This is a genomic window from Streptomyces collinus Tu 365 (assembly GCF_000444875.1).
GTDB classification, from domain to species: Bacteria; Actinomycetota; Actinomycetes; order Streptomycetales; family Streptomycetaceae; genus Streptomyces; species Streptomyces collinus_A.
This window is the reverse complement of the sequence record NC_021985.1, coordinates 2,862,827-2,887,506: the sequence shown is the minus strand read 5'-3', so window position 1 is coordinate 2,887,506 and position 24,680 is coordinate 2,862,827. Positions and strand designations below refer to the sequence as shown.

Here is a 24,680-nt window from a genome sequence, read left to right as displayed (position 1 = left end):
CCGGGTGTCAGTCCACCGGCTCGCCCAGCAGCCGCAGGAAGTCCCGGAACGCGCCCGGCATGTCGACCGCCTCCGGGTCCAGCAGCCACTGGTACTGCAGGCCGTCCATCACCGCGACCAGCAGCGGGGCGGTGCGCTCCGGCGTGAGGCCGCTCGGCAGCCGGTCCCCGTACTCGGCGCGCAGGGCGGCCGCGATGCTCTCGCGTACCTGCGCGTAGCGCCCGGTGAAGTAGGACCGCGCCGGATGCCCCTCCGTCACGCTCTCGCCGAGCAGCGCCGAGAAGGTCTGGACGACGGCCGGGCGCATCGCGTTGTACTCGACCAGCGCAACCAGCAGGTCGACCCGCCACCGCGTGTCCGGCAGCGCGTCCCAGCGGTCCCGGTCCTGGAGCACCGCCACCAGCAGGGCCTCCTTCGTCGGGAAGTGGTGCAGCAGCCCCTGCTGGGTGAGGCCGACCCGCTCGGCCACCGCGCTCAGGCTCGCCCCCCGGTAACCGCGCTCGGCGATCACCGCGAGCGCCGCCCCGACGATCTCCGCCCGCCGCTCCTCGCTCCTGACCCTGGCCTTCATGACGTCACCGTACGGCATCCCCCTCGGCGCGATGTAACGACGGGGTTACGAAACCTACCGCTCCACAGGTGACGGATGCAGGATGTGAGGGACCCAGAGGGACTTCAGCGAGGAGGTACCACCGTGGCGGAGAAGGACGAGGCACGCCGGGCACGCCGGGAGAACGGCGACGAGGCCCGCGAGGCGGCCGTGGAGGCCGCGCTGGGACGGCTCGGGCTCGACGCCAAGGCGCGACTCCTGGCAGGCCAGGACATGTGGAGCCTGCCCGCCCTGCCGGAGATCGGACTGCGCTCCCTGGTCATGTCCGACGGCCCGATCGGCGTCCGGGGGGTGCGCTGGACCGCCGACGACCCCTCCGTCGCCCTGCCCTCGCCCACCGCGCTCGCCGCCTCCTGGGACCCGGAACTCGCCCGCCGCGCGGGCGTGCTGCTCGCCCAGGAGGCCCGCCGCAAGGGCGTGCACGTGCTGCTCGCGCCCACCGTCAACCTGCACCGCTCCCCGCTCGGCGGCCGCCACTTCGAGGCCTACAGCGAAGACCCGTACCTGACCGGTGAGATCGGCGCCGGCTACGTCACCGGCGTCCAGTCCGGCGGCGTCGGCACCACCGTCAAGCACTTCGTCGCCAACGACGCCGAGACCGACCGCTTCACCGTCGACAACCTGGTCTCCGAACGCGCCCTGCGCGAGTTGTACCTGGCCCCCTTCGAGGCCATCGTCGAACGCGCCCGCCCCTGGGGCGTCATGACCGCCTACAACTCCGTCAACGGCACCACGATGACCGAGCACCGCCACCTGGTCGAGGAGGTCCTGCGCGGCGAGTGGGGCTTCGACGGCTTCAACGTCTCCGACTGGACCGCCGCCCGCGACACCGTGGGCGCCCTCGAAGGCGGCCTCGACGTCGCCATGCCCGGCCCCGGCACGGTGTACGGCGAGGCCCTCGCGCGGGCCGTCCGGGACGGCCGGGTCACCGAGGCCGCCGTCGACGCCGCCGTGCGCCGGGTGCTGCGCCTCGCGGCCCGTGTCGGAGTCCTGGACGGCGCCGAACCGGTGGTCGGCGAACCGCCCGCAGCCGTCGACGGCGAGGCCCTGGCCCGGGAGATCGCCCGCCGCTCCTTCGTCCTCGTGCGCAACGAGCGCGGCGCCCTGCCGCTGAAGCCCGGCACCGTGGCCCTGATCGGCGCCGCCGCCCGCGACGCCCGCATCCTCGGCGGCGGCTCCGCCACCGTCTTCCCGGCCCGGATCGTCTCCCCGCTCGACGGCCTCACCGCCGCCCTCCCCGAGGGCGCGCTCGAGTACGCCGTCGGCGCCGACCCGGCCACCGAACTCGCCGTCGCCGAGCGGGGATTCACCTTCCGCGCGATCTGCCGCGACGCCGCCGGGAACATCCTCGGCACCGCCTCGGCGCCGGGCGGGCTGATCCAGTGGATGGGCACCGACCTGCCCGACGGCGTCACCCACGCCACCCTCCACACCGTCGAGCTGACCGGCACCTTCACCCCCCGCGAGTCCGGACCGCACACCTTCGGCGTCCGGGGCATGGGCGCGTTCACCCTGACCGTCGACGGCACGACCCACTACGACGACGTCCAGCGCCCCCATGCGGACAGCCCCTTCGAGGCGTTGTTCGCCGCACCCGTGCCGCGCGCCCGGGCCGAACTCACGGCGGGCCGCACCGTCGAGGTCTCCCTCACCCACGTCGTCCACCACCCCGAGGGCCTCCCCCTGAGGGCCGTCGCCTTCGCCCTCGCCCACTGCGGACCGCCGCGCGACCCCGACGAGCTGATCGCCGAGGCCGTCGCGGCCGCCCGCCGCGCCGACACGGCCGTCGTCATGGTCGCCACCACCGACCGCGTCGAGTCCGAGGGCTTCGACCGCACCGACCTGGCGCTGCCCGGCCGCCAGGACGACCTGGTCCGCGCCGTCGCCGCCGCCAACCCGAACACCGTGGTGATCGTCAACTCCGGCTCCCCGGTCGAACTGCCCTGGCGGGAGGAGGTCGCCGCCGTGCTGCTGACCTGGTTCCCCGGCCAGGAGGGCGGAGCCGCCCTCGCCGACGTCCTGACCGGCGCGCACGAGCCCGGCGGCCGGCTCCCCACCACCTGGGGGTCCCTGGCCGACGCCCCCGTCACCCGGGTCGTCCCCGTGGACGGCGCGCTGCCCTACACCGAGGACCTGTTCATCGGCCACGCCGCCTGGGAGAAGGCCGGCCGCACCCCCGCCTACCCGTTCGGGCACGGCCTCGGCTACACCGACTGGGCCTACGAGTCCCTGGAGGTCGACGGCACCACCGCGCGGGTCCGCCTCCGCAACACCGGCACCCGGCCGGGCCGCGAGGTCGTGCAGCTCTACCTGGCCCCCCAGGAACCCGGCACCGGCCGCCCGGCACGCCGCCTCGCCGGGTTCGCGGCCGCCGAGGCCGGACCCGGCGAGAGCGTCGAGGTGAGCGTCGAACTGCCCCGCCGCGCCTTCGAGAGCTGGGATGAGACGGCGAAGGACTGGGTAATTGTGAAGGGTTCGTACGAGATCGCCGCGGGCCGCTCGATCACGGACCGCAGGCTGACCGCGCCGATTAACGTCTGATCCGGGACAAGTCCCCCACGAGCAGCCCCGGTCCGGGACCTGACACCCGGACCGGGGCTCGGCCCCGGCCTACCGCGCCGAGAAGCCGTACACCGTCTCGGACCGGAAGACCTCTCCCGGGCGCAGCTCGGTGGTCGGGAAGTCCGGGCGGTTGGGGGAGTCCGGGTAGTGCTGGGTCTCCAGGGCGATGCCGTCGTGCGGGGCGAACGGCTCGCCCAGGTGGTCGCCGGTGTAGAGCTGCAGGCCCGGCTCGGTGGTGGCCACCGTGAGCACCCGCCCCGACCTCGGGTCGTGCAGCTCGGCGACCTCCTCGGCCGCCCCCGTCACGCCCTTGTCCAGCACCATGTTGTGGTCGTAGCCGGAACCCACCTTGCGGGCCGTGCGGAAGTCGAAGCGTGAGCCGGTCACGTCCTGCGAGACACCGGCCGGGATCAGGTCCGGCCCCACCGGGGTGTACCGGGACGCGGCCAGCCGCAGCTCGTGACCGCTCGCGTCGCCGGAACCGGCCAGGTTCCAGTACGTGTGGTTGGTGAGGTTCACGACGGTCGGGGCGTCCGTGACGGCCTCGTAGGCGATCCGCAGCGCGCCCGACTCCTGGAGCGTGTACGTCGCCGCCACCTCGAGGCGGCCCGGGAACCCCTCCTCGCCGTCCGGGCTCACCCGGGTCAGCCGCACCCCGTGCTCGACCGGCTCGACGTCCCACACCCGCTTGTCGAACCCGCGCTCACCGCCGTGCAGCGTGTGGGGCCCGTCGTTCGCCGTCAGAGTGAAGACACCGCCCCCCAGGGTGAACCCGGCGCCCCCGATGCGGTTGGCGTACCGGCCGACCAGCGCCCCGAGGAACGGCTCCGGGTGCTCCAGGTAGCCGTCGAGCCCGGCGAACCCCAGCACCACGTCCGCCGTGCCCCCGTCCCGGTCCGGGACCTCGACCGACTGGACGATCCCGCCGTACGACAGCACGCGCACCCGCACCCCCGACCGCTCCAGCGTCCAGCGGTGCACCGGGGTGCCGTCGGAAAATGTGCCGAAGAGTTCACTCATGTGGGAACCCTAGGTCACGGCTTCACCGCGGTCACCGTGCGGTAGGCGATCTCGGCGAGTCGGGCCTGCCCGTCCCGGCTGGGGTGGAACCAGTCCCAGTGGCTGAGCTGATCGGTGCCGAAGCGGTAGTCGAACACGGCGCCCCGGTCGAAGCGGCAGCGGCGGTCCTTGCCGCAGACGTCCTTCAGCACCTCGTTGTACTCCTCCACCCGCTGCTGCACCGCGTCCCGCCGCACCACGGCCGCCCGGGTGAGGTCGTCGGCGTCGCCCAGCATCGACGGGCAGATGCCCAGCTTCCACACCTGTTTGCCCAGCGGGTTCGTCCGCCCCTGGGACCACAGCCGCTTCAGGTTCGGCACGCTCGCCACGTACACCTGCGCCTTCGGCAGCGTCGCGCGCAGGGTGGCCAGCGACTCCTCGAACCCCGCGCGGAAGTCGGCCACCGACGTCATGGCGGAGGCCGACGCACGGCACGCGTCGTTCGCCCCGACCATCACCGTCACCAGCTGCGGGCCCCTGGCCGCCGCCCGGGCCATCTGGCCCGGCAGGTCGGACATCCGGGCACCGGTCTCCGCGTAGTTCCAGCTGTGCCCGGCCGCGCCCGCCGCGCCCAGCAGCCGCACCGCCAGGCTGTCGACCCCGGCGTCACTGCCCGTCGCCCACGACACCTCCGGGCAGTCGGTGAGCACCGCGCAGGCGTCGAAACCGCGGGTGATGGAGTCGCCGACCGCCGCGACCGAGTCGGGGCTGCGGTTCCACACCGGCGCGGGTCTCGACGCCGAGCGGGAGGCGCCGGCCCCGGGGTCCTTCGTGCCGTCCGCGCCGCCGCCACCGAAGGCGTCACACCCGGCCGTCGCCAGCACCGCCGTCACCACGACGGCGAGTGCGGCCCGCGCACGGAGCCCACGCTTCCGCATGCCTGCTGATCCCCTCGGTCGACGGTGTACTGCTCACTCCCATAACAACGTGCGGGGGTTCCCGGCCGCGGCCCCTGGAACGGCGCACCCCCGTACAAGCGTCCCCCTGGGTGAATGGCGGGAGTTTCCCGGCACCGGGACCGACGGTACGTCACACTCCTTGCGCCCCCGCAAGGTAGCCTCGCCATCAACGCGGCCGTCGTGCCACTGCCGCCCCGCCAGTCCGCAAGATGTCCCGCTCTGCCCGGAGGTTCCGGTGACGACACGTGGAGTTCTGTACGTGCACTCCGCGCCGCGCGCGCTGTGTCCGCACGTCGAGTGGGCCGTGGCCGGAGTGCTCGGCACACGCGTCAGCCTGGACTGGATCCGGCAGCCCGCCGCTCCCGGCACCTGGCGCTCGGAGTTCTCCTGGCAGGGCCAGGCCGGCACGGCCTCCAAGCTCGCCTCGGCGCTGCGCGGCTGGCACCTGCTGCGCTTCGAGGTGACCGCCGAGCCCTGCGCCACCGCCGAGGGGGAGCGCTACAGCTGCACCCCCGACCTGGGCATCTTCCACGCCGTCACCGGCATCCACGGTGACATCCTGATCCCCGAGGACCGCCTGCGCGCCGCCCTGCAGCGCAGCCGGCGCGAGGAGACCGACCTGGAGGCCGAGCTGTCCAGACTCCTGGGCAAGCCCTGGGACGACGAGCTGGAGCCGTTCCGCTACGCGGGGGAGGGCGCCCCGGTGCGCTGGCTGCACCAGGTCGTCTGAGACGTCCGGGACCGGGCCGGGACAGAGACGGGACAGAGACGGGAAAGGGCCCCCACCGGACGGTGGGGGCCCTTCCTCATGGGCTCAGATGGTGCGGAACGCCAGCACCACGTTGTGGCCGCCGAAGCCGAACGAGTCGTTCAGCGCGGCGATCCGGCCCTCGGGCAGCGACCGGGGCTCGCCGACGACCACGTCGGCGTTGACCTCGGCGTCCAGCTCGCGCACGTTGATGGTCGGCGGAGCCGTGCGGTTGACCAGCGCCAGGATCGACGCGACGGTCTCGATGCCGCCGGCACCACCGAGCAGGTGACCGGTCATCGACTTGGTCGCCGAGATGGCCATGTGGTCGACGTCGTCGCCGAACACCTTGCGCAGCGCCTTGATCTCCGCGACGTCGCCCTGCGGCGTCGAGGTGGCGTGCGCGTTCACGTGCACGATCTCGGCCGGCTTCAGGTCGGTGTTGTCGAGCAGGTTCTGCAGCGCGTGCGCGATGCCGTTGCCGGAGGGCTCGGGCTGCGTGATGTGGTGGCTGTCGGCGGAGATGCCCTGGCCGACCGCCTCCGCGTAGATCCGGGCGCCGCGGGCCTTCGCGTGCTCCTCGGACTCCAGGACGATCACACCGGCGCCCTCGCCGAGCACGAAGCCGTCACGGCCCGAGTCGTAGGGGCGGGAGGCGCCCTGCGGGTCGTCGTTGTTCTTGGACATCGCCATCATGTTGCCGAACGCGGCGATCGGCAGCGGGTGGATGGCGGCCTCGGTGCCACCGGCCACGACCACGTCCGCACGCCCGGTGCGGATCATCTCGATCGCGTACCCGATGGCCTCGGCGCCGGAGGCGCAGGCCGAGACGGGGGTGTGCACACCGGCGCGGGCACCCAGCTCGATCCCGACGTTGGCCGCCGGGGAGTTGGGCATCAGCATCGGCACGGTGTGCGGGGAGACGCGGCGTACGCCCTTCTCCTTGAGAACGTCGTACTGGTCCAGGAGCGTCGTCACACCGCCGATGCCGGAGGCGATGACCGCACCGAGACGGTCGGGGTTCACGGACGCGTCTTCACCGGCCTTGGCGGTGAAACCGGCGTCTTTCCATGCCTCCTGAGCGGCGATCAGCGCGAACTGCGCGGACCGGTCCAGCTTGCGGGCCTGCGGGCGGGGGATGACCTCCCCCGGCTCGACGGCGATCTGCGCGGCGATGCGGACCGGCAGCTGTGCCGCCCACTCCTGCTCCAGGAGGCTGACGCCGGACCGGCCGGCGACGAGGGCCTCCCAGGTCGAGGCTACGTCGCCACCCAGCGGTGTGGTTGCGCCGATACCGGTGACGACCACGGTGCGATTGGTCGGGCTCACGGGAATTCTTTCTCCAACGGATGCGGGAATCTACGGCGCCACCGCCGGGTGGCGGGGCCTAGCAGCCTGCGGTCTGAGGGGTGACTCAGGCCTGGTGCTTGAGGATGTAGCTGGTGGCGTCACCAACGGTCTTGAGGTTCTTGACGTCCTCGTCCGGGATCTTCACGTCGAAGCGCTCCTCGGCGGCGACGACGACCTCGACCATGGACAGCGAGTCGACGTCCAGGTCGTCGGTGAAGGACTTGTCCAGCTGGACGTCCTCGGTGGGGATCCCGGCGATCTCGTTCACGATCTCGGCGAGACCGGCGACGATCTCTTCCTGAGTGGCGGCCATGTCAGGCGCTCCTTCTTCGATGTTCCAGACGGTTTGTGGCAGTTGTCCCCTGCCGGACCGTGAGATCCGGCACGGAGTGCCTAGGGGAGGGTAACGACCGTGGCGGCGTAGACGAGACCCGCCCCGAATCCGATGACGAGCGCGGTGTCGCCGCTCTTCGCCTCGCCGGTCGCCAGGAGCCGCTCCATCGCGAGCGGGATCGAGGCGGCCGACGTGTTGCCGGTGGTGCGGATGTCACGGGCGACCATGACGTGCTCCGGCAGTTTCAGCGTCTTCACCATCGAGTCGATGATCCGCACGTTGGCCTGGTGCGGGATGAAGACGTCCAGTTCGTCCGCGGTGATTCCGGCCGCGTCCAGCGCCTGCTGGGCGACCTTCGCCATCTCGAACACGGCCCAGCGGAACACCGCCTGGCCCTCCTGCGTGATCGCAGGGAACTTGATGTTGCCCTCGGTGTCGACGGGCAGGTCCGCGGGGGTCTGCGCGCCCGCGCTGAGCCGGGCGTTGGGGAAGAACCGGTCCCACGTGACGGTCTGCTTGATGGTCCCGGACTTGTCGCCCTCGGAGCCCCAGACGGTCGGGCCGATCGCGGGCTCCTTGGAGGGGCCGACCACGACCGCGCCGGCGCCGTCGCCGAACAGGAAGGCCGTGGCCCGGTCTTCCAGGTCGGTCAGGTCGCTGAGCCGCTCCACGCCGATGACCAGCACGTACTCGGCGGAGCCCTCGACCACCATGCCCTTTGCGAGGGTGAGGCCGTAGCCGAAGCCCGCGCAGCCGGCCGAGATGTCGAAGGCGGCGGCCCTGTCGGTGCCCAGCTTGTCGGCGATCTCGGTGGCGACGGCCGGCGTCTGCGTGAAGTGCGAGACGGTGGAGACGACCACGGCCCCGATCTGCTCGGCGGTGATGCCGGCGTCCGCGATCGCCTTGCCGGCGGCCTCGAGGGACATCGCGGCGACCGTCTCCTCGGGGCCCGCCCAGTGCCGGGTCTCGATGCCGGAGCGCGAGCGGATCCACTCGTCGGACGAGTCGATCTTCTCCAGGATCACCTCGTTGGGCACCACCCGGGTCGGGCGGTAGCCGCCGACGCCGAGGATGCGTGCGTACGGGGCGCCCTTGCTGGGCTTGATCTTCGCCATGGTCGGTACGGCTCCTTAGGCGTCAGCGTCGGCGTGCTCGGCGATGAGCGCACGGGCCGCGTCGAGATCGTCGGGGGTCTTCAGGGCGAGCGTCCTGACACCGGGCAGGGCCCGCTTGGCCAGGCCGGTCAGCGTGCCGCCCGGGCACACCTCGATGAGCGCGGTGACGCCCAGCGCCTTGAACGTCTCCATGCACAGGTCCCAGCGCACCGGGTTGGCCACCTGGCCGACCAGGCGCTCCAGCACCTCGGCGCCGGTCTCGACGGTCCGGCCGTCCTTGTTGGAGACGTAGGTGACCTTCGGGTCGGCGGGCGACAGCGCCGCGGCCGCCCCGGCCAGCGTCTCGACGGCGGGAGCCATGTGCCGGGTGTGGAAGGCGCCGGCGACCTTGAGCGCGACGACCTTGCGGACGCCCTCGGGCATGTCCTCGTTCAGCGCGGCGAGCTGCTCCAGCGTGCCGGCGGCGACGATCTGGCCCGCGCCGTTGATGTTCGCCGGGGTCAGGCCCAGTTTCTCCAGGTGCGCGACGGAGACGTCCGGGTCGCCGCCGAGCAGCGCCGACATGCCGGTCTCGGTGATGGCGGCGGCGTCGGCCATGGCCAGACCCCGGGTGCGCACCAGACGCAGCGCGGCGGCGTCGTCGAGGACGCCCGCGAAGGCGGCGGCGGTGATCTCACCGACGCTGTGACCGGCGACCGCGCCCGGGGCGAGCTCGGAGATGTCACCGAGTGCCGCGGCGGACAGGATGCCGGCGGCGACCAGCAGCGGCTGGGCCACCGCGGTGTCGCGGATGGCGTCCGCGTCGGCCCGGGTGCCGTAGTGGACCAGGTCCAGACCGATGGCCTCCGACCACGCGGCGACGCGGTCCGAGGCACCGGGGAGGTCGAGCCAGGGAGTCAGGAAGCCGGGCGTCTGGGCGCCCTGGCCGGGAGCGACGAGTACGAGCACTCTCACACTCTCTCTTGGGGACGGCCACGGCCGCCCGTGGGGACAGGGACGAAGAACACGGGGGGCTTTTGTGGGCCCCCGACAAAAGCCTAGGGTTGGGCGTCTCCATCAGCCAGACGCCCCAGGATCAGCGCGATCCGCAGTGTGAACGCGGATCGTACATCCGAAGGCGACCAGCCGGTGACGTCTGTCACACGTCGGAGCCGGTAGCGCACGGTGTTCGGGTGAACGAAGAGCATCCTGGCCGCGCCCTCCAGGCTGCTCGCCTGCTCCAGGTAGACACTCAGGGTTTCCAGGAGCGCCGAGCCCGCCTCCTCCAGCGGTCTGTAGATCTCCTCCACCAACTGCTCGCGGGCGCTCGGATCGCCCGCGATGGCGCGCTCCGGCAGCAGATCGTCCGCCAGTACCGGGCGCGGGGCGTCCTGCCAGGCGGAGCACGCCTTCAGCCCGGCCGCCGCGGCCTGCGCGGAGCGGGTGGCGGCCAGCAGGTCGGGCACGACGGGCCCGGCGACCACCGGCCCGGCGGCGTACGGCCCGATCAGCGACCTGGCCACGGCGAGCGGGTTGGGGTTGCCGCCCGCGATGACGACGAGCCGGTCCCCGAGCACCCCGGTGAGCACCTGGAGCTTGGCGTGCCGGGCGGCCCGCCTGATGGCCTCGACGGTCAGCTCGCTGTCCCCGTCGGGCGCGGTCCCGAGCACCACGCACACGTGCTCCGGGGAGTTCCAGCCGAGCGCGGCGGCCCGGCTCACGGCGCCCTCGTCGGCCTCCCCGCTGAGCACGGCGTTGACGACCAGCGACTCCAGGCGCGCGTCCCAGGCACCGCGTGCCTCGGCGGCCTGCGCGTACACCTGGGCGGTGGCGAAGGCGATCTCCCGCGCGTAGACGAGCAGCGCCTCGCGCAGCACCCTCTCGTCGCCCGGGGCCGCGACCTCGTCGATGGCGGACTCCATCACCTCGATGGTGGTCCGCACCATCTCGACGGTCTGCCGCAGCGTGATGGCCCGGGTGAGCTCGCGGGGCGCCGTCCCGAAGACGTCCGTGGAGATCGCCTGGGGCGCGTCGGGGTGCCGGAACCACTCGGTGAAGGCCGCGATGCCCGCCTGGGCCACGAGCCCGATCCAGGAACGGTTCTCCGGGGGCATGGCCCGGTACCACGAGAGCGTCTCGTCCATGCGCGCGATGGCCTGCGCGGCGAGGCTCCCGGACGACTTCTCCAGCCGCTTCAGGGTCGCCGAGTGCGGATGGGCGGGCCGTGCTGCGGGGTCGCTGTGACGGGTTACGGGTTCGGGCACGGGGACAAGACTGCCTTATCCGGACGGGAGCGTGCGCCGCCGGGGTCGCGGGCGGGATGCACGGGGGGACCGGCGGCGGTCCCCGGCGCCGTCTACGGTGGTGCCCGTGATGGACGTACGGCGCGCCGCGGAGCGCTATCGCGGAGGGGATCCGAAGGACGGGATCGAGACCCGCCACGCCTTCTCCTTCGGCCCGCACTACGACCCCGGCAACCTGCGCTTCGGGGCGGTGATCGCCTGCAACGAGGAGCGGCTGGCGCCCGGCGCCGGCTTCGACGAGCACCCGCACAGCCACACGGAGATCGTGACCTGGGTGGTCGAGGGCGAGCTGACCCACCGCGACTCCACCGGCCGCGCGAGCAGGGTCGGGCCCGGCGACGTCCAGCACCTCAGCGCCGCCGCGGGCGTCCGGCACGTGGAGCGCAACGACTCCGACCGCCCGCTGACCTTCGTCCAGATGTGGCTCGCGCCGCTGGCACCGGGCGGGGAGCCGTCGTACGACGTGGTCCGGGGCATCGCGGACTCCACCCCGTACGCCGTCCCGGCCGCCGGGGCGATGCTGCACGTGCGGCGGCTGGCCCCGGGCGAGCGGACCGCGGTGCCGGACGCGGCGCTGCTGTACGCGCACGTGGTGCGCGGGGAGGCCGTCCTCGGCGAGGAGCGGCTCGGCCCCGGGGACTCGGCGCGGATCACCGGGGAGCGGGGCCTGGCCGCGGTGGGCGTGACGGCGGCGGAACTGCTGTTGTGGGAGATGACGGCCTGACCCCGGCGGCCGGCCCGACGCCGGTGACCGGCCGGGCCGTGGCGGCCGGCACCGCCGCCCGGGTCAGCCCCGCGCCGAGGCCAGCACGGCGTCCGTGAACGCCGGCCACGCCTCGGTCGCCCAGGGCCCGAACGCCCGGTCCGTCAGGGCGACCGCGGCCAGCCCCGCGTCCGGGTCGATCCACAGGAACGTACCGGACTGGCCGAAGTGCCCGAAGGTCCGGGGCGAGGACGAACCGCCCGTCCAGTGCGGCGACTTGCCGTCCCGGATCTCGAAGCCCAGCCCCCAGTCGTTGGGGTTCTGGTGCCCGTAGCCCGGCAGCACCCCCTTGGTCCCCGGGTACTGCGTGCTCATCGCCTCGGCCACCGTCCGCGGGTCCAGCAGCCGCGGCGCCTGCACCTCCGCCGCGAACCGCAGCAGGTCCTCCACCGTCGAGACGCCGTCCTTCGCGGGCGAGCCCTCCAGCGAGGTCGCGGTCATCCCCAGCGGCGCCAGCACCGCCTGCCGCAGGTACTCGGCGAACGGGATGTCCGTCGCCTTGGCGATGTGGTCCCCGAGCTGCTCGAACCCGGCGTTGGAGTACAGTCGCCGCTCCCCGGGCGGGGCCATCACCCGGTGCTCGTCGAAGGCCAGCCCGGAGGTGTGGGCGAGCAGGTGCCGGACGGTCGACCCGGGCGGCCCGGCCGGCTCGTCCAGCTCGACGGCACCCTCCTCGTACGCGACGAGCGCCGCGTACGCGGCGAGCGGCTTGGTCACCGAGGCCAGCGGGAAGCGGTGCCCGGCCGGCCCGTGCGTCCCGAGCACGGTCCCGTCCGCCCGGACCACACCCGCGGCGGCGGTGGGGACGGGCCAGTTCTCGATCAGCGCCAGACTCTGCAACGACATGCCGGCGAGCCTAGTGCCGGCTCACAGGAGCAGCCGCATCGAGGGGTCGGGGTCACGGGTGAACCCGAGGGAGGAGTACAGCGGCTCCGCCTCGGGGGAGGCGTTCAGCAGCACGTGCCCGGCCCCGCGCGCCCGGAACCAGTCCAGCAGGCCCTCCATGCACGCCCGCGCGTAGCCACGGCGCCGCGCGTCGGGGTCGGTCGCCACACTGAAGACGTGCCCCACCCGGCCGTGCGGATTGCCCGCCTTGCCGATGCGGTACTCCACCGTCCCCGCCACGAGCGCGGCCAGCGCCCCGGGCCGTTCCGGGTGCTCCACCACGAACGCCGCGAAGTCCCCGTCCCCGTCACCGAGTCTGGCGCGCAGCGTCGGCAGGGACTCGGCCTGCCAGCCGGTCGGACCGCCCCCGTCCCCGTCCCCGCCGAACAGGGAGTCGATCATGACCTGGCGCAGTCGCAGCACTTCCGCGGCGTCCTCGGGCCCCGCCCGGCGTACGAGAGTCATGACCGCACGCTAACCAACGCCCACGCGCCGCGTCCCGGGATTTCTTACCGGTATCCGCTTGCTTGGAGTGCACTCGAAGGCCATAGCGTGGGGGCATGACGGTGATGCAGACCCCGCCCGTGGACACCGCGCGCACCAGCCCCGCCGACATCTGCTCCGCCCCGCCCCGGCGCCACCCGCGCGCCGACGGCCAGGACCGCTACACGATCAGCGAGGTCGTCGCCTTCACCGGCCTGACCGCCCACACGCTCCGCTGGTACGAGCGGATCGGCCTGATGCCGCACGTCGACCGCTCGCACACCGGCCAGCGCCGCTACAGCAACCGCGACCTGGACTGGCTGGACTTCGTGACCAAGCTGCGTCTGACCGGCATGCCGGTGGCGGACATGGTGCGGTACGCGGAGCTGGTGCGCGAGGGCGACGGCACCTACCCGGAACGGCAGGACCTGCTGGAGTCCACCCGCCGCGACGTGGTGGCGCGGATCGCGGAGCTGCACGACACGCTCGCGGTGCTGGACCGCAAGATCAGCTTCTACGCGCGGGAGAGGTGAGGGGGGGCCGACGGGCTCGCCCGCTCCCCTTCGGCACCTAGAGCTCGGCCAGCAGCTCCGCCTTCTTGGCGGAGAACTCCTCGTCCGTGAGCAGACCCGCTTCGTGCAGCTCTCCCAGGTGCCGGATGCGCTCGGCGATGTCCGCGGGATCCCGTCGCGCGGGGGTGGGCACCGCCGCCGGTGCCGGCCCCCGGTTCCGTACCGCGGCCAGGACGGCCGCCGCGAACGGCAGCGACTCGTGCACCGGCCCGTAGCCGAGACCGAAGACCACGGCGGCCGGGTCCTGGTCGGGCTGCACGGGACCGGCGGGGCCGCCGGCCTCGCGCGGCAGCAGCCTGAGATGCCCCTCGAAGACCTCCGGCGACCGCCACTCCACCCCGCTGAGCCCGTCGACCGGGTAACTCCGGTCCCCGGCCTTCCACTTCGCCGAGGACGCCCCGGTCCAGGACCACCGGAACCGCACGGTCGTCCCGTCGAAGGACGCCTTGCCGTCGTACGCCTTGAAGTGCATCGGCCCCTCGGGCGCGGCCACCAGGTAGCGGTCGGCCGGCCCGGACGCGGCCTCGGTCAGCAGCGCCTTCAGCTCGTCGGCGTAGTACTCCGCGAGGGTCTCCCGCTCCGCCGGCAGCACCAGCCGGTACGGGTCGGACCCCTCGGGCAGCTGTCCGGCGGCCGCCTCCATCAGCGGGTCGGCACCGGGGCGCGGCCGCAGCCGCAGCGCCACCGTGCCGCGCCGCCCCGAGGTGAGCGTCACCTCTTCCAGCGCGGAGAGCGGGATCCGCCGCTCGCCGAGCGCCTGGAACAGCTTCGGTGTCCGGATCCCCCGTTCGTAGCGGATGAGCACGGAGTCGGACTCGAACTCCCAGACGGCATGAAAACCCGCCAGTACGTCACCCATGCGGCTCATCGTATGCGGCACGTGCTCCTCCGTCGCCACCCGCGCAGACCGCACTTCCTGCTGTTTCTACGCGCGTCCGGCCGTGTTCGTGCCGGGCAGACCGGCCCGGCAGGCGTCGTTCCCACGGGCGCACGTCACCTCGTCGAAAGCGCCCACCCCCACCAGGGCGAGGTTGCGCAGACTGTCCGTGCCCGGCTGGAAATAGCCGGCGTGGCCCTGTGCCTCCCGGGCCGACAGCACCCGCGCCCCGAACGCCGAGGACACCGGGTCGGCCCCGTGCCCGAGACCGCCGAGCTCCAGGTACGGCACGTCCTGCACCCAGTCGGTGGCGTCCCGCATCGACCACACCCGGGCCGAGGTGCCCAGGTGGGAGGCCCGGGTGACGCGCATGCCGGGGCTCGCGGCCACCGCCAGGTCGGTCACCCGGCGGGGCATGCCGTGCGCGGCGACCCCGCAGACCACCGAGCCGTAGCTGTGGCAGAACATCGACACCGGCGCCCGCCCCGGCAGCGCGCGCAGCAGCGCGTTCAGCCGTACGGCGCCCTCCTCGGCGCGCAGACCGGTCGCCGCGTCCACCCCGAGGCCGTCCGGCGCGGTGTAGTCGGCCCAGGCGATCACGGCCGTGCGCGTCGAGGGGCGCTGGGCCCGCTCGGCCGCGTACAGCGCCTTGGACATGCCGAAGGCGGCGGTGTAGGGGCGGTTCGTCTTCTGGAAGGTGAGCAGGTCGGTGGCGACACCGGGGACGACGACCGAGATCCGGTCGGCCCGGTCGAGGCTGCCGAACACCTCGGCGACCCGGCCCGAGCCGGCGGGGTCGAAGGCGAGGATGTGGCGGCCGCGGCTCATCAGCGCCTCGTAGCGGTGCATGCGCCGGCCGGCTTCCTGCTGGCCGGCCGTGCTCAGCCGGCTGTCGTGCATCCGCTTCTTCTCGACCTTGCGGGCCTGCCCCAGCGCGATGTGGTTGGCGCGGTAGCGCAGCGAGACCGGCGCGCCGTTCATGTTGCCGACCGCCAGGGGGTAGCGGTGGGCGATACGGTCGCGCTCGTGCGGGCTCAGCGCTGCGAAGAAGCGGGTGAGCCGCGCCGGGGCGGAGGCGGGGTCCGGCAGGTGGCGGCCGTGGACGTGGCCGTGCCGCCACTTGTCGAGCGAGGCCTGCAGCGCGCTCGCCTCACGGTGGCTGTGCAGTGCGGTCCAGCCGGTCGTGGCGAGCATCACGAACACCACGCCCAGGGCGAGCAGTGCGCGCCAGACGCTGAGTTGCGGGGAGGTGTCGAAGGAAGTCACTGGGAGGACACACTAGGAGAACGAGAGGGTCTCGCGGTAACCGAGTGACAGGTATCACGTTTCGGCAAGCGTCGAACGATCTCGGAACGTCCTCATGTGACGCGCCAGTTCCCGATGAGTGCCGATCCCACCTGATCCAGGTGGCTCGCGGTGAGTTGACGCATCGCCAGCAGACTGAAGTCGTCGCCCGTGCTCCACTGTCGCTCGGTGACCCGTATCACCCCGCCGAAGACGGCCACCGCGAGCCGTGGCCGCGGGTCGGTGTCTACGTCGACACCCTCGCGCTCGGCCAGCAGCCGGGCGATGGTCTCCTCGGTGGCGGCCGAGCGCCGCAGATGGGCGGCGAGCAGCGCGGGCGTCGACTCGATCGTCCGGTACATGCGCAGGTACAGCTCGACCGGCACCGCCGACTCGACGGTCTCCCGGATCGCGTCCCAGCCGTCGAGCACCGCCTGCCGCAGCGCCTCCATGGGCGCCTCGTGCGCGGGTCGCGCCCGTACCGCCGCCACGAAGTGCGCCTCGGTCATCTCCTGCACGGCGAAGGCCACCTCCTCCTTCCCGGCGAAGTAGCGGAAGAAGGTGCGCTGTGAGACCTCGACGGCCCCGGCGATCTCGTCGACGGTCGTGCGCTCGTAGCCCTGGGTCGTGAACAGTTCGAGCGCGGAGCGCACCAGCGCGTCACGGGTGCGCTGCTTCTTGCGCTCACGCAGAGTTTCCATAGGTGTCAGTTACCGACTTGTGAAATGGTTTGTCAATTGTCAGCGACTGTCACTAGCCTCATTACATGACTAGTCAGACCACCGTCGACACCACGGGGCCGGGGGACAAGGCGGCGTCCGCCCCGTCGGAGCCGACCCCGGCCACGGGGCTGCGCGGGCATCCGTGGCTCACCCTCATCACCGTCGCCGTCGGGGTCATGATGGTGGCCCTCGACGGCACCATCGTGGCGATCGCCAACCCGGCCATCGCGAAGGACCTGCACGCGAGCTTCTCGGACGTGCAGTGGATCACCAACGCCTACTTCCTCGCCCTCGCGGTCTCCCTGATCACCGCGGGCAAGCTCGGTGACCGCTTCGGCCACCGGCAGACCTTCCTGATCGGCGTCACCGGCTTCGCCGCCGCCTCGGGCGCCATCGGCCTGTCGCACAGCATCGCCGCGGTCGTCACCTTCCGTGTCTTCCAGGGCCTCTTCGGCGCGCTGCTGATGCCGGCCGCGCTCGGTCTGCTGCGGGCGACCTTCCCGGCCGAGAAGCTCAACATGGCGATCGGTATCTGGGGCATGGTGATCGGCGCCTCCACCGCGGGCGGCCCGATCCTCGGCGGTGTGCTGGTCGAGCACGTCAACTGGCAGTCGGTGTTCTTCGTCAACGTGCCGGTGGGCCTCGTCGCCCTCGTCCTCGGCCTGCTGATCCTGCTGGACCACCGAGCCCACAACGCGCCGCGCTCCTTCGACCTGCCCGGCATCGTCCTGCTCTCCGGCGCGATGTTCTGCCTGGTGTGGGCGCTCATCAAGGCCCCGGCCTGGGGCTGGGGGGACGGCAAGACCTGGCTGTTCATCGGTGCCTCGGCGCTGCTGTTCGCGCTCTTCGCCGTCTGGGAGACGAAGGTCGCCGAACCGCTGATCCCGCTGGGCATGTTCCGCTCGGTCCCGCTGTCCGCGGGTGTCGTCCTCATGGTCCTGATGGCGATCGCCTTCATGGGCGGCCTGTTCTTCGTGACGTTCTACCTCCAGAACGTGCACGGCATGAGCCCCATCGACGCCGGTCTGCACCTGCTGCCCCTCACCGGCATGATGATCGTCGGCTCGCCGCTCGCCGGCGCCGCGATCACCAAGCTCGGCCCGCGCATCCCGCTGGCCGGCGGCATGGCCGCGACCGCGATCGCCATGTACGGCATGTCGACGCTCAAGGCCGACACCGGCAGCGGCGCGATGTCCGTCTGGTTCGCCCTCCTCGGCCTCGGCCTCGCGCCGGTCATGGTCGGCGCCACCGAGGTCATCGTCGGCAACGCGCCCATGGAGCTGTCCGGCGTGGCGGGCGGCCTCCAGCAGGCGGCCATGCAGATCGGCGGCAGCCTCGGCACCGCGGTGCTGGGTGCCGTGATGGCCTCCAAGGTCGACAGCGACCTGCAGGGCAATTGGACCGGCGCCGGACTGCCGAAGCTCGACCCCCGGCAGCTGGACCAGGCCTCCGAGGCCGTCCAGGTCGGCGTGGCCCCGGTCGCCAAGGGCACCCCGGAGCCGATCGTCGCGAAGATCACCGCCGTCGCCCACGACACCTTCATCTCCGGCATGAGCCTCGCCTCCCTGGTCGCGGCGGGCGTGGCGGCGGTGGCCGTCCTCGTCGCGCTGCTCACCAAGCGCGGCGAGAACGCGGAGGCGGGCGCGGGCGTCGGTCACATCTGATCCGGGACCGCCCGGTCCCGGTCGGTGGATTCGCCTATCAGGGTGACGGCGCCGAAGATCCCTCGCTCCCGGCGCGCGCCGCAGGTCACAGTGGGTCAAGTCCTCCGCAAGACATGGGAGGACACGGGCCGCGGCGCGCGCTGCTGGAGGGGGGCAGCGCGCGCAGGTCTGCCCGCGCCCATCCGGGGTACCCGCCCTGTGAAGCCGAACTGTCCACGACGATCAGGGAGTTGATGATGGCAGGCTTCGGGCACGGAACGCGCGGGTACCCCCGGTCACGAGGCCGGACATGGCAACGGACCGGGCCGGACCGTGCGACGCTCGGCATCATCGGCACGATCTGCGCCGTGGCCGGCTTCTTCGCACTGGGCATCGTCCTGGGCCCGGTCGCGATGTTCTGCGGCTGGCAGTCGATGGGCCGCAAATGGTCCTCCGACCACGGCATCCCGGCCCTGGTGGCCCTGGTGCTGGGCGCCATCGACACCCTCCTGGCCATCATCGCCCTGGCGGGCGCGGCCACTTGGGGACACGGACTGCTCTGACCGGACCGAACGGAACCCGACCGGACGGACCGGACGGACCGACCGGCCCGCGGGCCGACGGCGGCACGGCCGCCGCACCGCGGGCCGCCGCGTGTCCGCCGTTCAGCGCGGCTGTTCCTGCCGCTCCGCCGCCAGCCGGGCGACCTCGGCCCGCAGCAGCCGGACCTCCTCGGCCAGCGCGGCGATCGCCTCGGTCTGCCGCCGCTCCTCCACGTCGTCCTTCTCGAACCGGGAGATGAACCAGGCGGCGATGTTCGCGGTGACGACACCGAGCAGCGCGATCCCCGAGAGCATCAGCCCGACCGCGATCATCCGCCCGAGCCCGGTCGTCGGGGCGTGGTCCCCGTACCCCACCGTCGTCATGGTCGTGAACGACCACCACACCGCGTCACCCAGCGTCCGGATGTTCCCGTTCGGCGAGTCCCGCTCCACCGAGAGCACGGCCAGCGAGCCGAACATCAGCAGCCCGATCACCGAGCCCACCACATAGGTGGTCAGCCGGATCTGCGGAGCCATCCGAGCCCGCCGCCCCACCAGCAGCAGTGTGGACACCAGCCGCAGCAGCCTCAGCGGCTGCAGCACCGGCAGCACCACCGCGCACAGGTCGGGCCAGTGCGTCCGGACGAAGTCCCGGCGCCGCGGGGTGAGCGCCAGCCGCATCAGGTAGTCGACGGCGAAGGCGCCCCACACCGTCCACTCCACCACCGTGCACAGCGACGTCACGGTGCGACCCGCCGAACCGTCCACGATGGGCACGGCGTACGCGAGGGCGAAGGCCACGGCCAGTGCCAGCAGGGGCCGTTGGGTGTGCCGTTCCCACCGCAGCTGCGCCGCTCGTCGCTCCATGCCCGCATCGTAGGGAAGCCGCGAGGGCGGCGGAGCCCCCTGCTCCGCCGCCCTCGGCCGTTCGCGCGACCGTCCCTGGCCGCCCGGCCCCTGGCTACGCGTCGCCGCCCGCGGCCCCCGGGTCCGCCGCCGAGACGTCCAGCAGCCGGTAACGGTCGATCGCCTGCTTCAGCGCCGACCGGTCGACCTTGCCCTCCCGGGCCAGCTCGGTCAGCACCGCCACCACGATCGACGGGGCGTCGATGTGGAAGAAGCGGCGGGCCGCGCCCCGGGTGTCGGCGAAGCCGAAGCCGTCCGCGCCCAGCGACTGGTACGTCCCGGGCACCCACCGGGCGATCTGGTCCGGGACCGACCGCATCCAGTCGGACACGGCCACGAACGGACCCTCGGCCCCGCTCAGCTTCTGCGTCACCCACGGCACCCGCTGCTCCTCCTCCGGGTGCAGCAGGTTGTGCTCCTCCACGGCGACGGCCTCGCGGCGCAGCTCGTTCCACGACGTCGCCGACCAGACGTCGGCCCGGACGTTCCAGTCCTCGGCGAGGATGCGCTGCGCCTCCAGGGCCCACGGCACCGCGACACCGGACGCCATGATCTGCACCGCGACGGCACCGGCCGTGCCCGCCGAGATCCGGTGGAGGCCCTTGAGGATGCCCTCGACGTCCACGTCGGCCGGCTCGGCCGGGTGCTGGATGGGCTCGTTGTAGACGGTGAGGTAGTAGAAGACGTCCTCGCCGTGCGGGTGCTCGCTGTCGCCGCCGTACATCCGGCGCAGGCCGTCCTGGACGATGTGGGCGATCTCGTAGGCGTAGGCCGGGTCGTACGCGACGCACGCCGGGTTGGTGGAGGCCAGCAGCTGCGAGTGCCCGTCGGCGTGCTGCAGCCCCTCACCGGTCAGGGTCGTACGGCCCGCGGTCGCGCCCAGGACGAAACCGCGCGAGAGCTGGTCGGCCATCTGCCAGAACTGGTCACCGGTGCGCTGGAAACCGAACATCGAGTAGAAGACGTAGACCGGGATCAGCGGCTCGCCGTGCGTGGCGTAGGCGGAGCCCGCCGCGATCAGCGAGGCCGTGCAGCCCGCCTCCGAGATGCCGTCGTGCAGCATCTGGCCGGTCGGCGACTCCTTGTAGGCGAGCAGCAGCTCCCGGTCCACCGACTCGTACTGCTGGCCGAGCGGGTTGTAGATCTTCGCGCTCGGGAAGAACGAGTCCATGCCGAACGTGCGGTACTCGTCCGGCGCGATCAGCACGAACCGCCTGCCGATCTCCTTGTCCCGCATGAGGTCCTTGAGCAGCCGGACGAACGCCATCGTGGTGGCGATGGACTGCTGACCGGTGCCCTTCTTCACGGTGGCGTACGTCTTGTCGTCCGGCAGCGCGAGCGGCTGGGAGCGCACGACACGCGTCGGGACGTACCCGCCGCACGCCTTGCGCATGTCGTGCATGTACTGGATCTCCTCCGTCTCCCGGCCCGGGTGGTAGTACGGCGGGGCGCCGGACTCCAGCTCCTTGTCGGAGATCGGCAGGTGCAGCCGGTCGCGGAAGCGCTTGAGGTCGTCGACCGTCAGCTTCTTCATCTGGTGCGTGGCGTTGCGGCCCTCGAAGTTCGGGCCCAGCGTCCATCCCTTGACCGTCTTGGCCAGGATGACCGTGGGCTGGCCCTTGTGCTCCTTGGCCGCCTTGAACGCCGCGTAGATCTTGCGGTGGTCGTGACCGCCGCGGCCCAGGTGCAGGATCTGGTCGTCGGTCATGTTCTCGACCATCGCGCGCAGCCGCAGGTCGTCGCCGAAGAAGTGCTCACGGATGTAGGAGCCGGACTCGGTGGCGTACGTCTGGAACTGCCCGTCCGGGGTCGTGTTCATCCGGTTCACCAGGACGCCGTCGCGGTCCTGGGCGAGCAGCGGGTCCCAGGTGCGGTCCCAGATCAGCTTGATCACGTTCCAGCCGGCGCCCCGGAAGACCGACTCCAGCTCCTGGATGATCTTGCCGTTGCCGCGCACCGGGCCGTCCAGGCGCTGGAGGTTGCAGTTGACGACGAAGGTCAGGTTGTCCAGGCCCTCGCGCGCGGCGATGCTGAGCTGGCCGAGCGACTCCGGCTCGTCCATCTCGCCGTCCCCGAGGAACGCCCACACGTGCGAGTCGGAGGTGTCGGCGATGCCGCGCGCCTCCATGTAGCGGTTCATCCGCGCCTGGAAGATCGCACCGAGCGGGCCGAGGCCCATCGAGACCGTCGGGAACTCCCAGAAGTCCGGCATGGAGCGCGGGTGCGGGTAGCTGGAGAGCCCGTTCGGGTACTTCGACTTCTCCTGGCGGAAGCCGTCGAGCTGCTCGGCGCTGAGCCGGTCGAGCAGAAAGGCGCGCGCGTAGATGCCGGGGGAGGCGTGCCCCTGGAAGAAGACCTGGTCGCCGCCTTTGCCGTCGTCCTTGCCGCGGAAGAAGTGGTTGAAGCCGACGTCGTACAGCGAGGCGGAGGAGGCGAAGGTGGCGATGTGGCCGCCGACCCCGATGCCGGGGCGCTGCGCGCGGGAGACCATCACGGCCGCGTTCCAGCGCGTGGCGTTCAGGATCTTGCGCTCGATCTCCTCGTTGCCCGGGAAGAACGGCTCGCTCTTGGTGGGGATCGTGTTGACGTAGTCCGTGCTGCGCATCTCGGGCACGGCCACGCGCTTCTCGCGGGCCCGCTCGATCAGGCGCAGCATGAGATAGCGGGCCCGCTCCCGGCCGCGCTCGTCCACGGCGGCGTCGAGCGAGTCGAGCCACTCCTGGGTCTCTTCGGGATCGAAGTCAGGAACCTGACTCGGAAGGCCGCCAATGATGATCGGATTACGATCGGATCCGGAAGGCACGCTGTTCCTTACCTGTCAGAGGGCCGCTTTTGTTCGGTTGTTCCGGTTCTGCCTCGGCATTTCGCGGTACTTCTCGCTCCTGCACCGGTCCCCATCGTGTACCTCGGGAAGGCGTACGTCATCTCCATCCGGGGCGATCCGGGTGCCGGGCCGGTCAAAACGCAACGATACGCCCGGGGTGTGACGGACTTGGCATAGTTGTTCGAAGCTCGGAGGGCCGGATGATTCCGAACCGTGCAAAGCGGGCACATCGGTGTGATGTGGCTCTCGACGAATCGGGGTACGGTGCCAGGAGTTGCGGCGACACGGCCAGGATCGTCACCGTTTCGGCGGTCTGAACGGCCGGGTACTTGCGCGATCCGTCCCGCCCGTGTGGACTACGGCCAATGCTTCGCGCACGCGCGTGGCTGAGATATTCATCAAGACATGATCAGGAGGCAACCCGTGAGCGCGACCGCGGACCACGCGGAGGAGCGGACGAACCCTGCCGCCAGGCTGGGGTTCCAGCCCGGGCAGGTGGTCCAGGAGATCGGCTACGACGACGACGTCGATCAGGAGCTCCGCGAGGCCATTGAGGAAGTCATCGAGGCCGACCTCATGGACGAGGACTACGACGACGTGGCCGATGCCGTCGTGCTGTGGTTCCGTGATGACGACGGTGACCTCACGGATGCGCTGGTGGACGCCACCACGTACATCGAAGAGGGCGGTGCCATCCTGCTCCTCACGCCGAAGACCGGCCGTTCGGGGTACGTGGAGCCGAGCGACATCTCGGAAGCCGCGACGACCGCCGGACTGACCGCGTCCAAGAGCGTCAGCGTCGGCAAGGACTGGAGCGGCTCGCGCCTGGCGACGCCGAAGGCCGCCAAGTCCGGCAAGAGGTAGGACCGCCCCGCCTTCGGGCGCCTCGGACGGGCCGGCACCGGCCGGCCCGTCCGAGGGTCCGCTCCTGCCCGCGGTGATCGCTGCGTAGGGTGGTGCCGAGCGTCTGCCGCGCTCTCACCCGCTCAGCCCACCGAAGGGAAGCACCACGATGGCGATCCAGGTCGGCGACAAGGCGCCCGATTTCGAGCTCAAGGACAACCACGGCCGCCCGGTGCGGCTCGCCGACTACCGCGGCGAGAAGAACGTGGTCCTGCTCTTCTACCCCTTCGCCTTCACCGGCGTGTGCACCGGCGAGCTGTGCGAGCTGCGCGACAACCTGCCGCAGTTCGCGGACCGCGACACGCAGCTCCTCGCCGTCTCCAACGACTCCATCCACACCCTGCGCGTCTTCGCCGAGCAGGAGGGCCTGGAGTACCCGCTGCTCTCCGACTTCTGGCCGCACGGCAACGTCTCGCGCGCCTACGGCGTCTTCGACGAGGACAAGGGCTGCGCCGTCCGGGGCACCTTCGTCATCGACAAGGAGGGTGTCGTGCGGTGGACCGTGGTCAACGGCCTGCCGGACGCGCGCGACCTGAACGAGTACGTGAAGGCGCTCGACGCCCTCTGAGCCGACGGGTGACCGACCGGTGATCCGACACCTGTGGTTCTTCGGGTCCAGGGTCTGCGGGGGGCGGGAACCCGTCACTAGGATCGGCACGTTGATCCCATATCCGTAGCACGACGGGGCTCTCGCCCCTGGACACCACATGGAGGACCCGTGGGAGTCAGCCTCAGCAAGGGCGGCAACGTATCGCTGACGAAGGAGGCCCCGGGCCTCACCGCCGTGATCGTAGGTCTCGGGTGGGACGTGCGCACCACGACCGGCACCGACTTCGACCTCGACGCCAGCGCGCTGCTGCTGAACAGCTCCGGCAAGGTCGCCAGCGACCAGCACTTCGTCTTCTTCAACAACCTCAAGAGCCCCGACGGCTCGGTCGAGCACACCGGTGACAACATCACCGGTGAGGGCGAGGGCGACGACGAGCAGATCAAGATCAACCTGGCCGGCGTCCCGGCCGACGTCGAGAAGATCGTCTTCCCGGTGTCGATCTACGACGCCGAGAACCGCCAGCAGTCCTTCGGCCAGGTCCGCAACGCGTTCATCCGCGTGGTGAACCAGGCGGGCGAGCAGGAGATCGCCCGCTACGACCTGAGCGAGGACGCCTCCACCGAGACCGCGATGGTCTTCGGCGAGCTGTACCGGCACGGCGCGGAGTGGAAGTTCCGCGCCATCGGCCAGGGCTATGCCTCGGGCCTGCGGGGCATCGCCCAGGACTTCGGCGTCAACGTCTGACGCCCGGAGCCCCCGCGTCCGTC

24 protein-coding genes are annotated in these 24,680 nt (G+C 71.9%); 9 read left to right on the top strand and 15 right to left on the bottom strand.

Annotation, left to right across the window (positions count from 1 at the left end; translation table 11 throughout):
• Positions 1-7 precede the first annotated feature (7 nt).
• The gene (locus B446_RS12455; RefSeq protein WP_020939796.1) at positions 8-589 is read right to left on the bottom strand and encodes a TetR/AcrR family transcriptional regulator; all 582 of its coding nucleotides are present in this window, start codon (positions 587-589) and stop codon (positions 8-10) included.
• A 57-nt stretch (positions 590-646) separates the two neighbouring features.
• Between B446_RS12455 and B446_RS12450 the strand changes: the two genes are divergently transcribed.
• Positions 647-3,151, top strand: a complete 2,505-nt coding sequence (locus tag B446_RS12450) for a glycoside hydrolase family 3 C-terminal domain-containing protein (RefSeq protein ID WP_078614690.1) — start codon at positions 647-649, stop codon at positions 3,149-3,151.
• A gap of 69 nt (positions 3,152-3,220) precedes the next feature.
• On the opposite strand, the gene B446_RS12445 is transcribed toward B446_RS12450, so the two are convergent.
• Entirely contained in the window at positions 3,221-4,192 is a 972-nt protein-coding gene (locus tag B446_RS12445) for an aldose epimerase family protein (protein ID WP_020939794.1), read from the bottom strand.
• A gap of 14 nt (positions 4,193-4,206) precedes the next feature.
• Entirely contained in the window at positions 4,207-5,109 is a 903-nt protein-coding gene (locus B446_RS12440; protein ID WP_020939793.1) for an SGNH/GDSL hydrolase family protein, read from the bottom strand.
• 256 nt (positions 5,110-5,365) lie between these two features.
• Here B446_RS12440 and B446_RS12435 point away from each other — a divergent pair, with 256 nt between their 5' ends.
• Entirely contained in the window at positions 5,366-5,860 is a 495-nt protein-coding gene (locus B446_RS12435; RefSeq protein ID WP_020939792.1) for a DUF3145 domain-containing protein, read from the top strand.
• A gap of 84 nt (positions 5,861-5,944) precedes the next feature.
• Here B446_RS12435 and fabF read toward each other — a convergent pair whose 3' ends face one another.
• From fabF to fasR, 5 genes are all read right to left on the bottom strand, one after another.
• Positions 5,945-7,207 carry a beta-ketoacyl-ACP synthase II gene (gene fabF, locus B446_RS12430; RefSeq protein WP_020939791.1) on the bottom strand — a complete coding sequence of 421 codons (1,263 nt, stop codon included), beginning with the start codon at positions 7,205-7,207 and terminating at the stop codon, positions 5,945-5,947.
• A gap of 85 nt (positions 7,208-7,292) precedes the next feature.
• Positions 7,293-7,541, bottom strand: a complete 249-nt coding sequence (locus B446_RS12425) for an acyl carrier protein (protein WP_020939790.1) — start codon at positions 7,539-7,541, stop codon at positions 7,293-7,295.
• Positions 7,542-7,621: 80 nt separating this feature from the next.
• A complete protein-coding gene (locus B446_RS12420) occupies positions 7,622-8,677 on the bottom strand; it encodes a ketoacyl-ACP synthase III (RefSeq protein ID WP_020939789.1) in 1,056 nt (351 codons plus the stop codon).
• A gap of 15 nt (positions 8,678-8,692) precedes the next feature.
• Positions 8,693-9,625, bottom strand: coding sequence for an ACP S-malonyltransferase (locus B446_RS12415; protein WP_020939788.1), 933 nt, complete (start codon positions 9,623-9,625; stop codon positions 8,693-8,695).
• 89 nt (positions 9,626-9,714) lie between these two features.
• Positions 9,715-10,920 (bottom strand): fatty acid biosynthesis transcriptional regulator FasR, encoded by a 1,206-nt coding sequence (gene fasR / locus B446_RS12410; RefSeq protein ID WP_043475439.1) that lies wholly within the window; start codon positions 10,918-10,920, stop codon positions 9,715-9,717.
• A 109-nt stretch (positions 10,921-11,029) separates the two neighbouring features.
• Here fasR and B446_RS12405 point away from each other — a divergent pair, with 109 nt between their 5' ends.
• Positions 11,030-11,683, top strand: a complete 654-nt coding sequence (locus B446_RS12405; protein ID WP_020939786.1) for a pirin family protein — start codon at positions 11,030-11,032, stop codon at positions 11,681-11,683.
• A gap of 63 nt (positions 11,684-11,746) precedes the next feature.
• Here B446_RS12405 and B446_RS12400 read toward each other — a convergent pair whose 3' ends face one another.
• Both B446_RS12400 and B446_RS12395 read right to left on the bottom strand, forming a co-directional pair.
• Positions 11,747-12,568, bottom strand: coding sequence for a serine hydrolase domain-containing protein (locus B446_RS12400; protein WP_020939785.1), 822 nt, complete (start codon positions 12,566-12,568; stop codon positions 11,747-11,749).
• Between the two features lie 21 nt (positions 12,569-12,589).
• Complete coding sequence (locus tag B446_RS12395; protein WP_043475436.1) at positions 12,590-13,072, bottom strand: GNAT family N-acetyltransferase; 483 nt, start codon at positions 13,070-13,072, stop codon at positions 12,590-12,592.
• Positions 13,073-13,167: 95 nt separating this feature from the next.
• Here B446_RS12395 and B446_RS12390 point away from each other — a divergent pair, with 95 nt between their 5' ends.
• Positions 13,168-13,623 carry a MerR family transcriptional regulator gene (locus B446_RS12390; RefSeq protein WP_020939783.1) on the top strand — a complete coding sequence of 152 codons (456 nt, stop codon included), beginning with the start codon at positions 13,168-13,170 and terminating at the stop codon, positions 13,621-13,623.
• 37 nt (positions 13,624-13,660) lie between these two features.
• Here the strand turns inward: B446_RS12390 and B446_RS12385 are convergent, their stop codons facing one another.
• From B446_RS12385 to B446_RS12375, 3 genes are all read right to left on the bottom strand, one after another.
• A complete protein-coding gene (locus tag B446_RS12385; RefSeq protein ID WP_020939782.1) occupies positions 13,661-14,521 on the bottom strand; it encodes a DUF4429 domain-containing protein in 861 nt (286 codons plus the stop codon).
• Positions 14,522-14,587: 66 nt separating this feature from the next.
• On the bottom strand, positions 14,588-15,805 hold the full coding sequence (locus tag B446_RS12380; protein WP_020939781.1) for an alpha/beta hydrolase: 1,218 nt from the start codon (positions 15,803-15,805) through the stop codon (positions 14,588-14,590).
• A gap of 92 nt (positions 15,806-15,897) precedes the next feature.
• Positions 15,898-16,524 carry a TetR family transcriptional regulator gene (locus B446_RS12375; RefSeq protein ID WP_020939780.1) on the bottom strand — a complete coding sequence of 209 codons (627 nt, stop codon included), beginning with the start codon at positions 16,522-16,524 and terminating at the stop codon, positions 15,898-15,900.
• 65 nt (positions 16,525-16,589) lie between these two features.
• On the opposite strand from B446_RS12375, the gene B446_RS12370 reads away from it, so the two are divergent.
• Positions 16,590-18,209, top strand: coding sequence for an MFS transporter (locus B446_RS12370; protein ID WP_020939779.1), 1,620 nt, complete (start codon positions 16,590-16,592; stop codon positions 18,207-18,209).
• Between the two features lie 236 nt (positions 18,210-18,445).
• A complete protein-coding gene (locus tag B446_RS12365; protein WP_043475431.1) occupies positions 18,446-18,751 on the top strand; it encodes a hypothetical protein in 306 nt (101 codons plus the stop codon).
• A 102-nt stretch (positions 18,752-18,853) separates the two neighbouring features.
• Here B446_RS12365 and B446_RS12360 read toward each other — a convergent pair whose 3' ends face one another.
• The gene (locus tag B446_RS12360; RefSeq protein ID WP_020939777.1) at positions 18,854-19,597 is read right to left on the bottom strand and encodes a potassium channel family protein; all 744 of its coding nucleotides are present in this window, start codon (positions 19,595-19,597) and stop codon (positions 18,854-18,856) included.
• 94 nt (positions 19,598-19,691) lie between these two features.
• A complete protein-coding gene (gene aceE, locus B446_RS12355) occupies positions 19,692-22,439 on the bottom strand; it encodes a pyruvate dehydrogenase (acetyl-transferring), homodimeric type (protein WP_043475427.1) in 2,748 nt (915 codons plus the stop codon).
• A 444-nt stretch (positions 22,440-22,883) separates the two neighbouring features.
• On the opposite strand from aceE, the gene B446_RS12350 reads away from it, so the two are divergent.
• The 3 genes from B446_RS12350 to B446_RS12340 all read left to right on the top strand — a co-directional run bounded on the left by B446_RS12350 (position 22,884) and on the right by B446_RS12340 (position 24,657).
• Positions 22,884-23,324, top strand: coding sequence for a DUF3052 domain-containing protein (locus tag B446_RS12350; RefSeq protein WP_020939775.1), 441 nt, complete (start codon positions 22,884-22,886; stop codon positions 23,322-23,324).
• A gap of 148 nt (positions 23,325-23,472) precedes the next feature.
• Positions 23,473-23,931, top strand: coding sequence for a peroxiredoxin (locus B446_RS12345; protein ID WP_020939774.1), 459 nt, complete (start codon positions 23,473-23,475; stop codon positions 23,929-23,931).
• Between the two features lie 150 nt (positions 23,932-24,081).
• Complete coding sequence (locus B446_RS12340) at positions 24,082-24,657, top strand: calcium homeostasis/redox stress adaptation protein (protein ID WP_020939773.1); 576 nt, start codon at positions 24,082-24,084, stop codon at positions 24,655-24,657.
• The last annotated feature ends 23 nt before the right edge of the window (positions 24,658-24,680 follow it).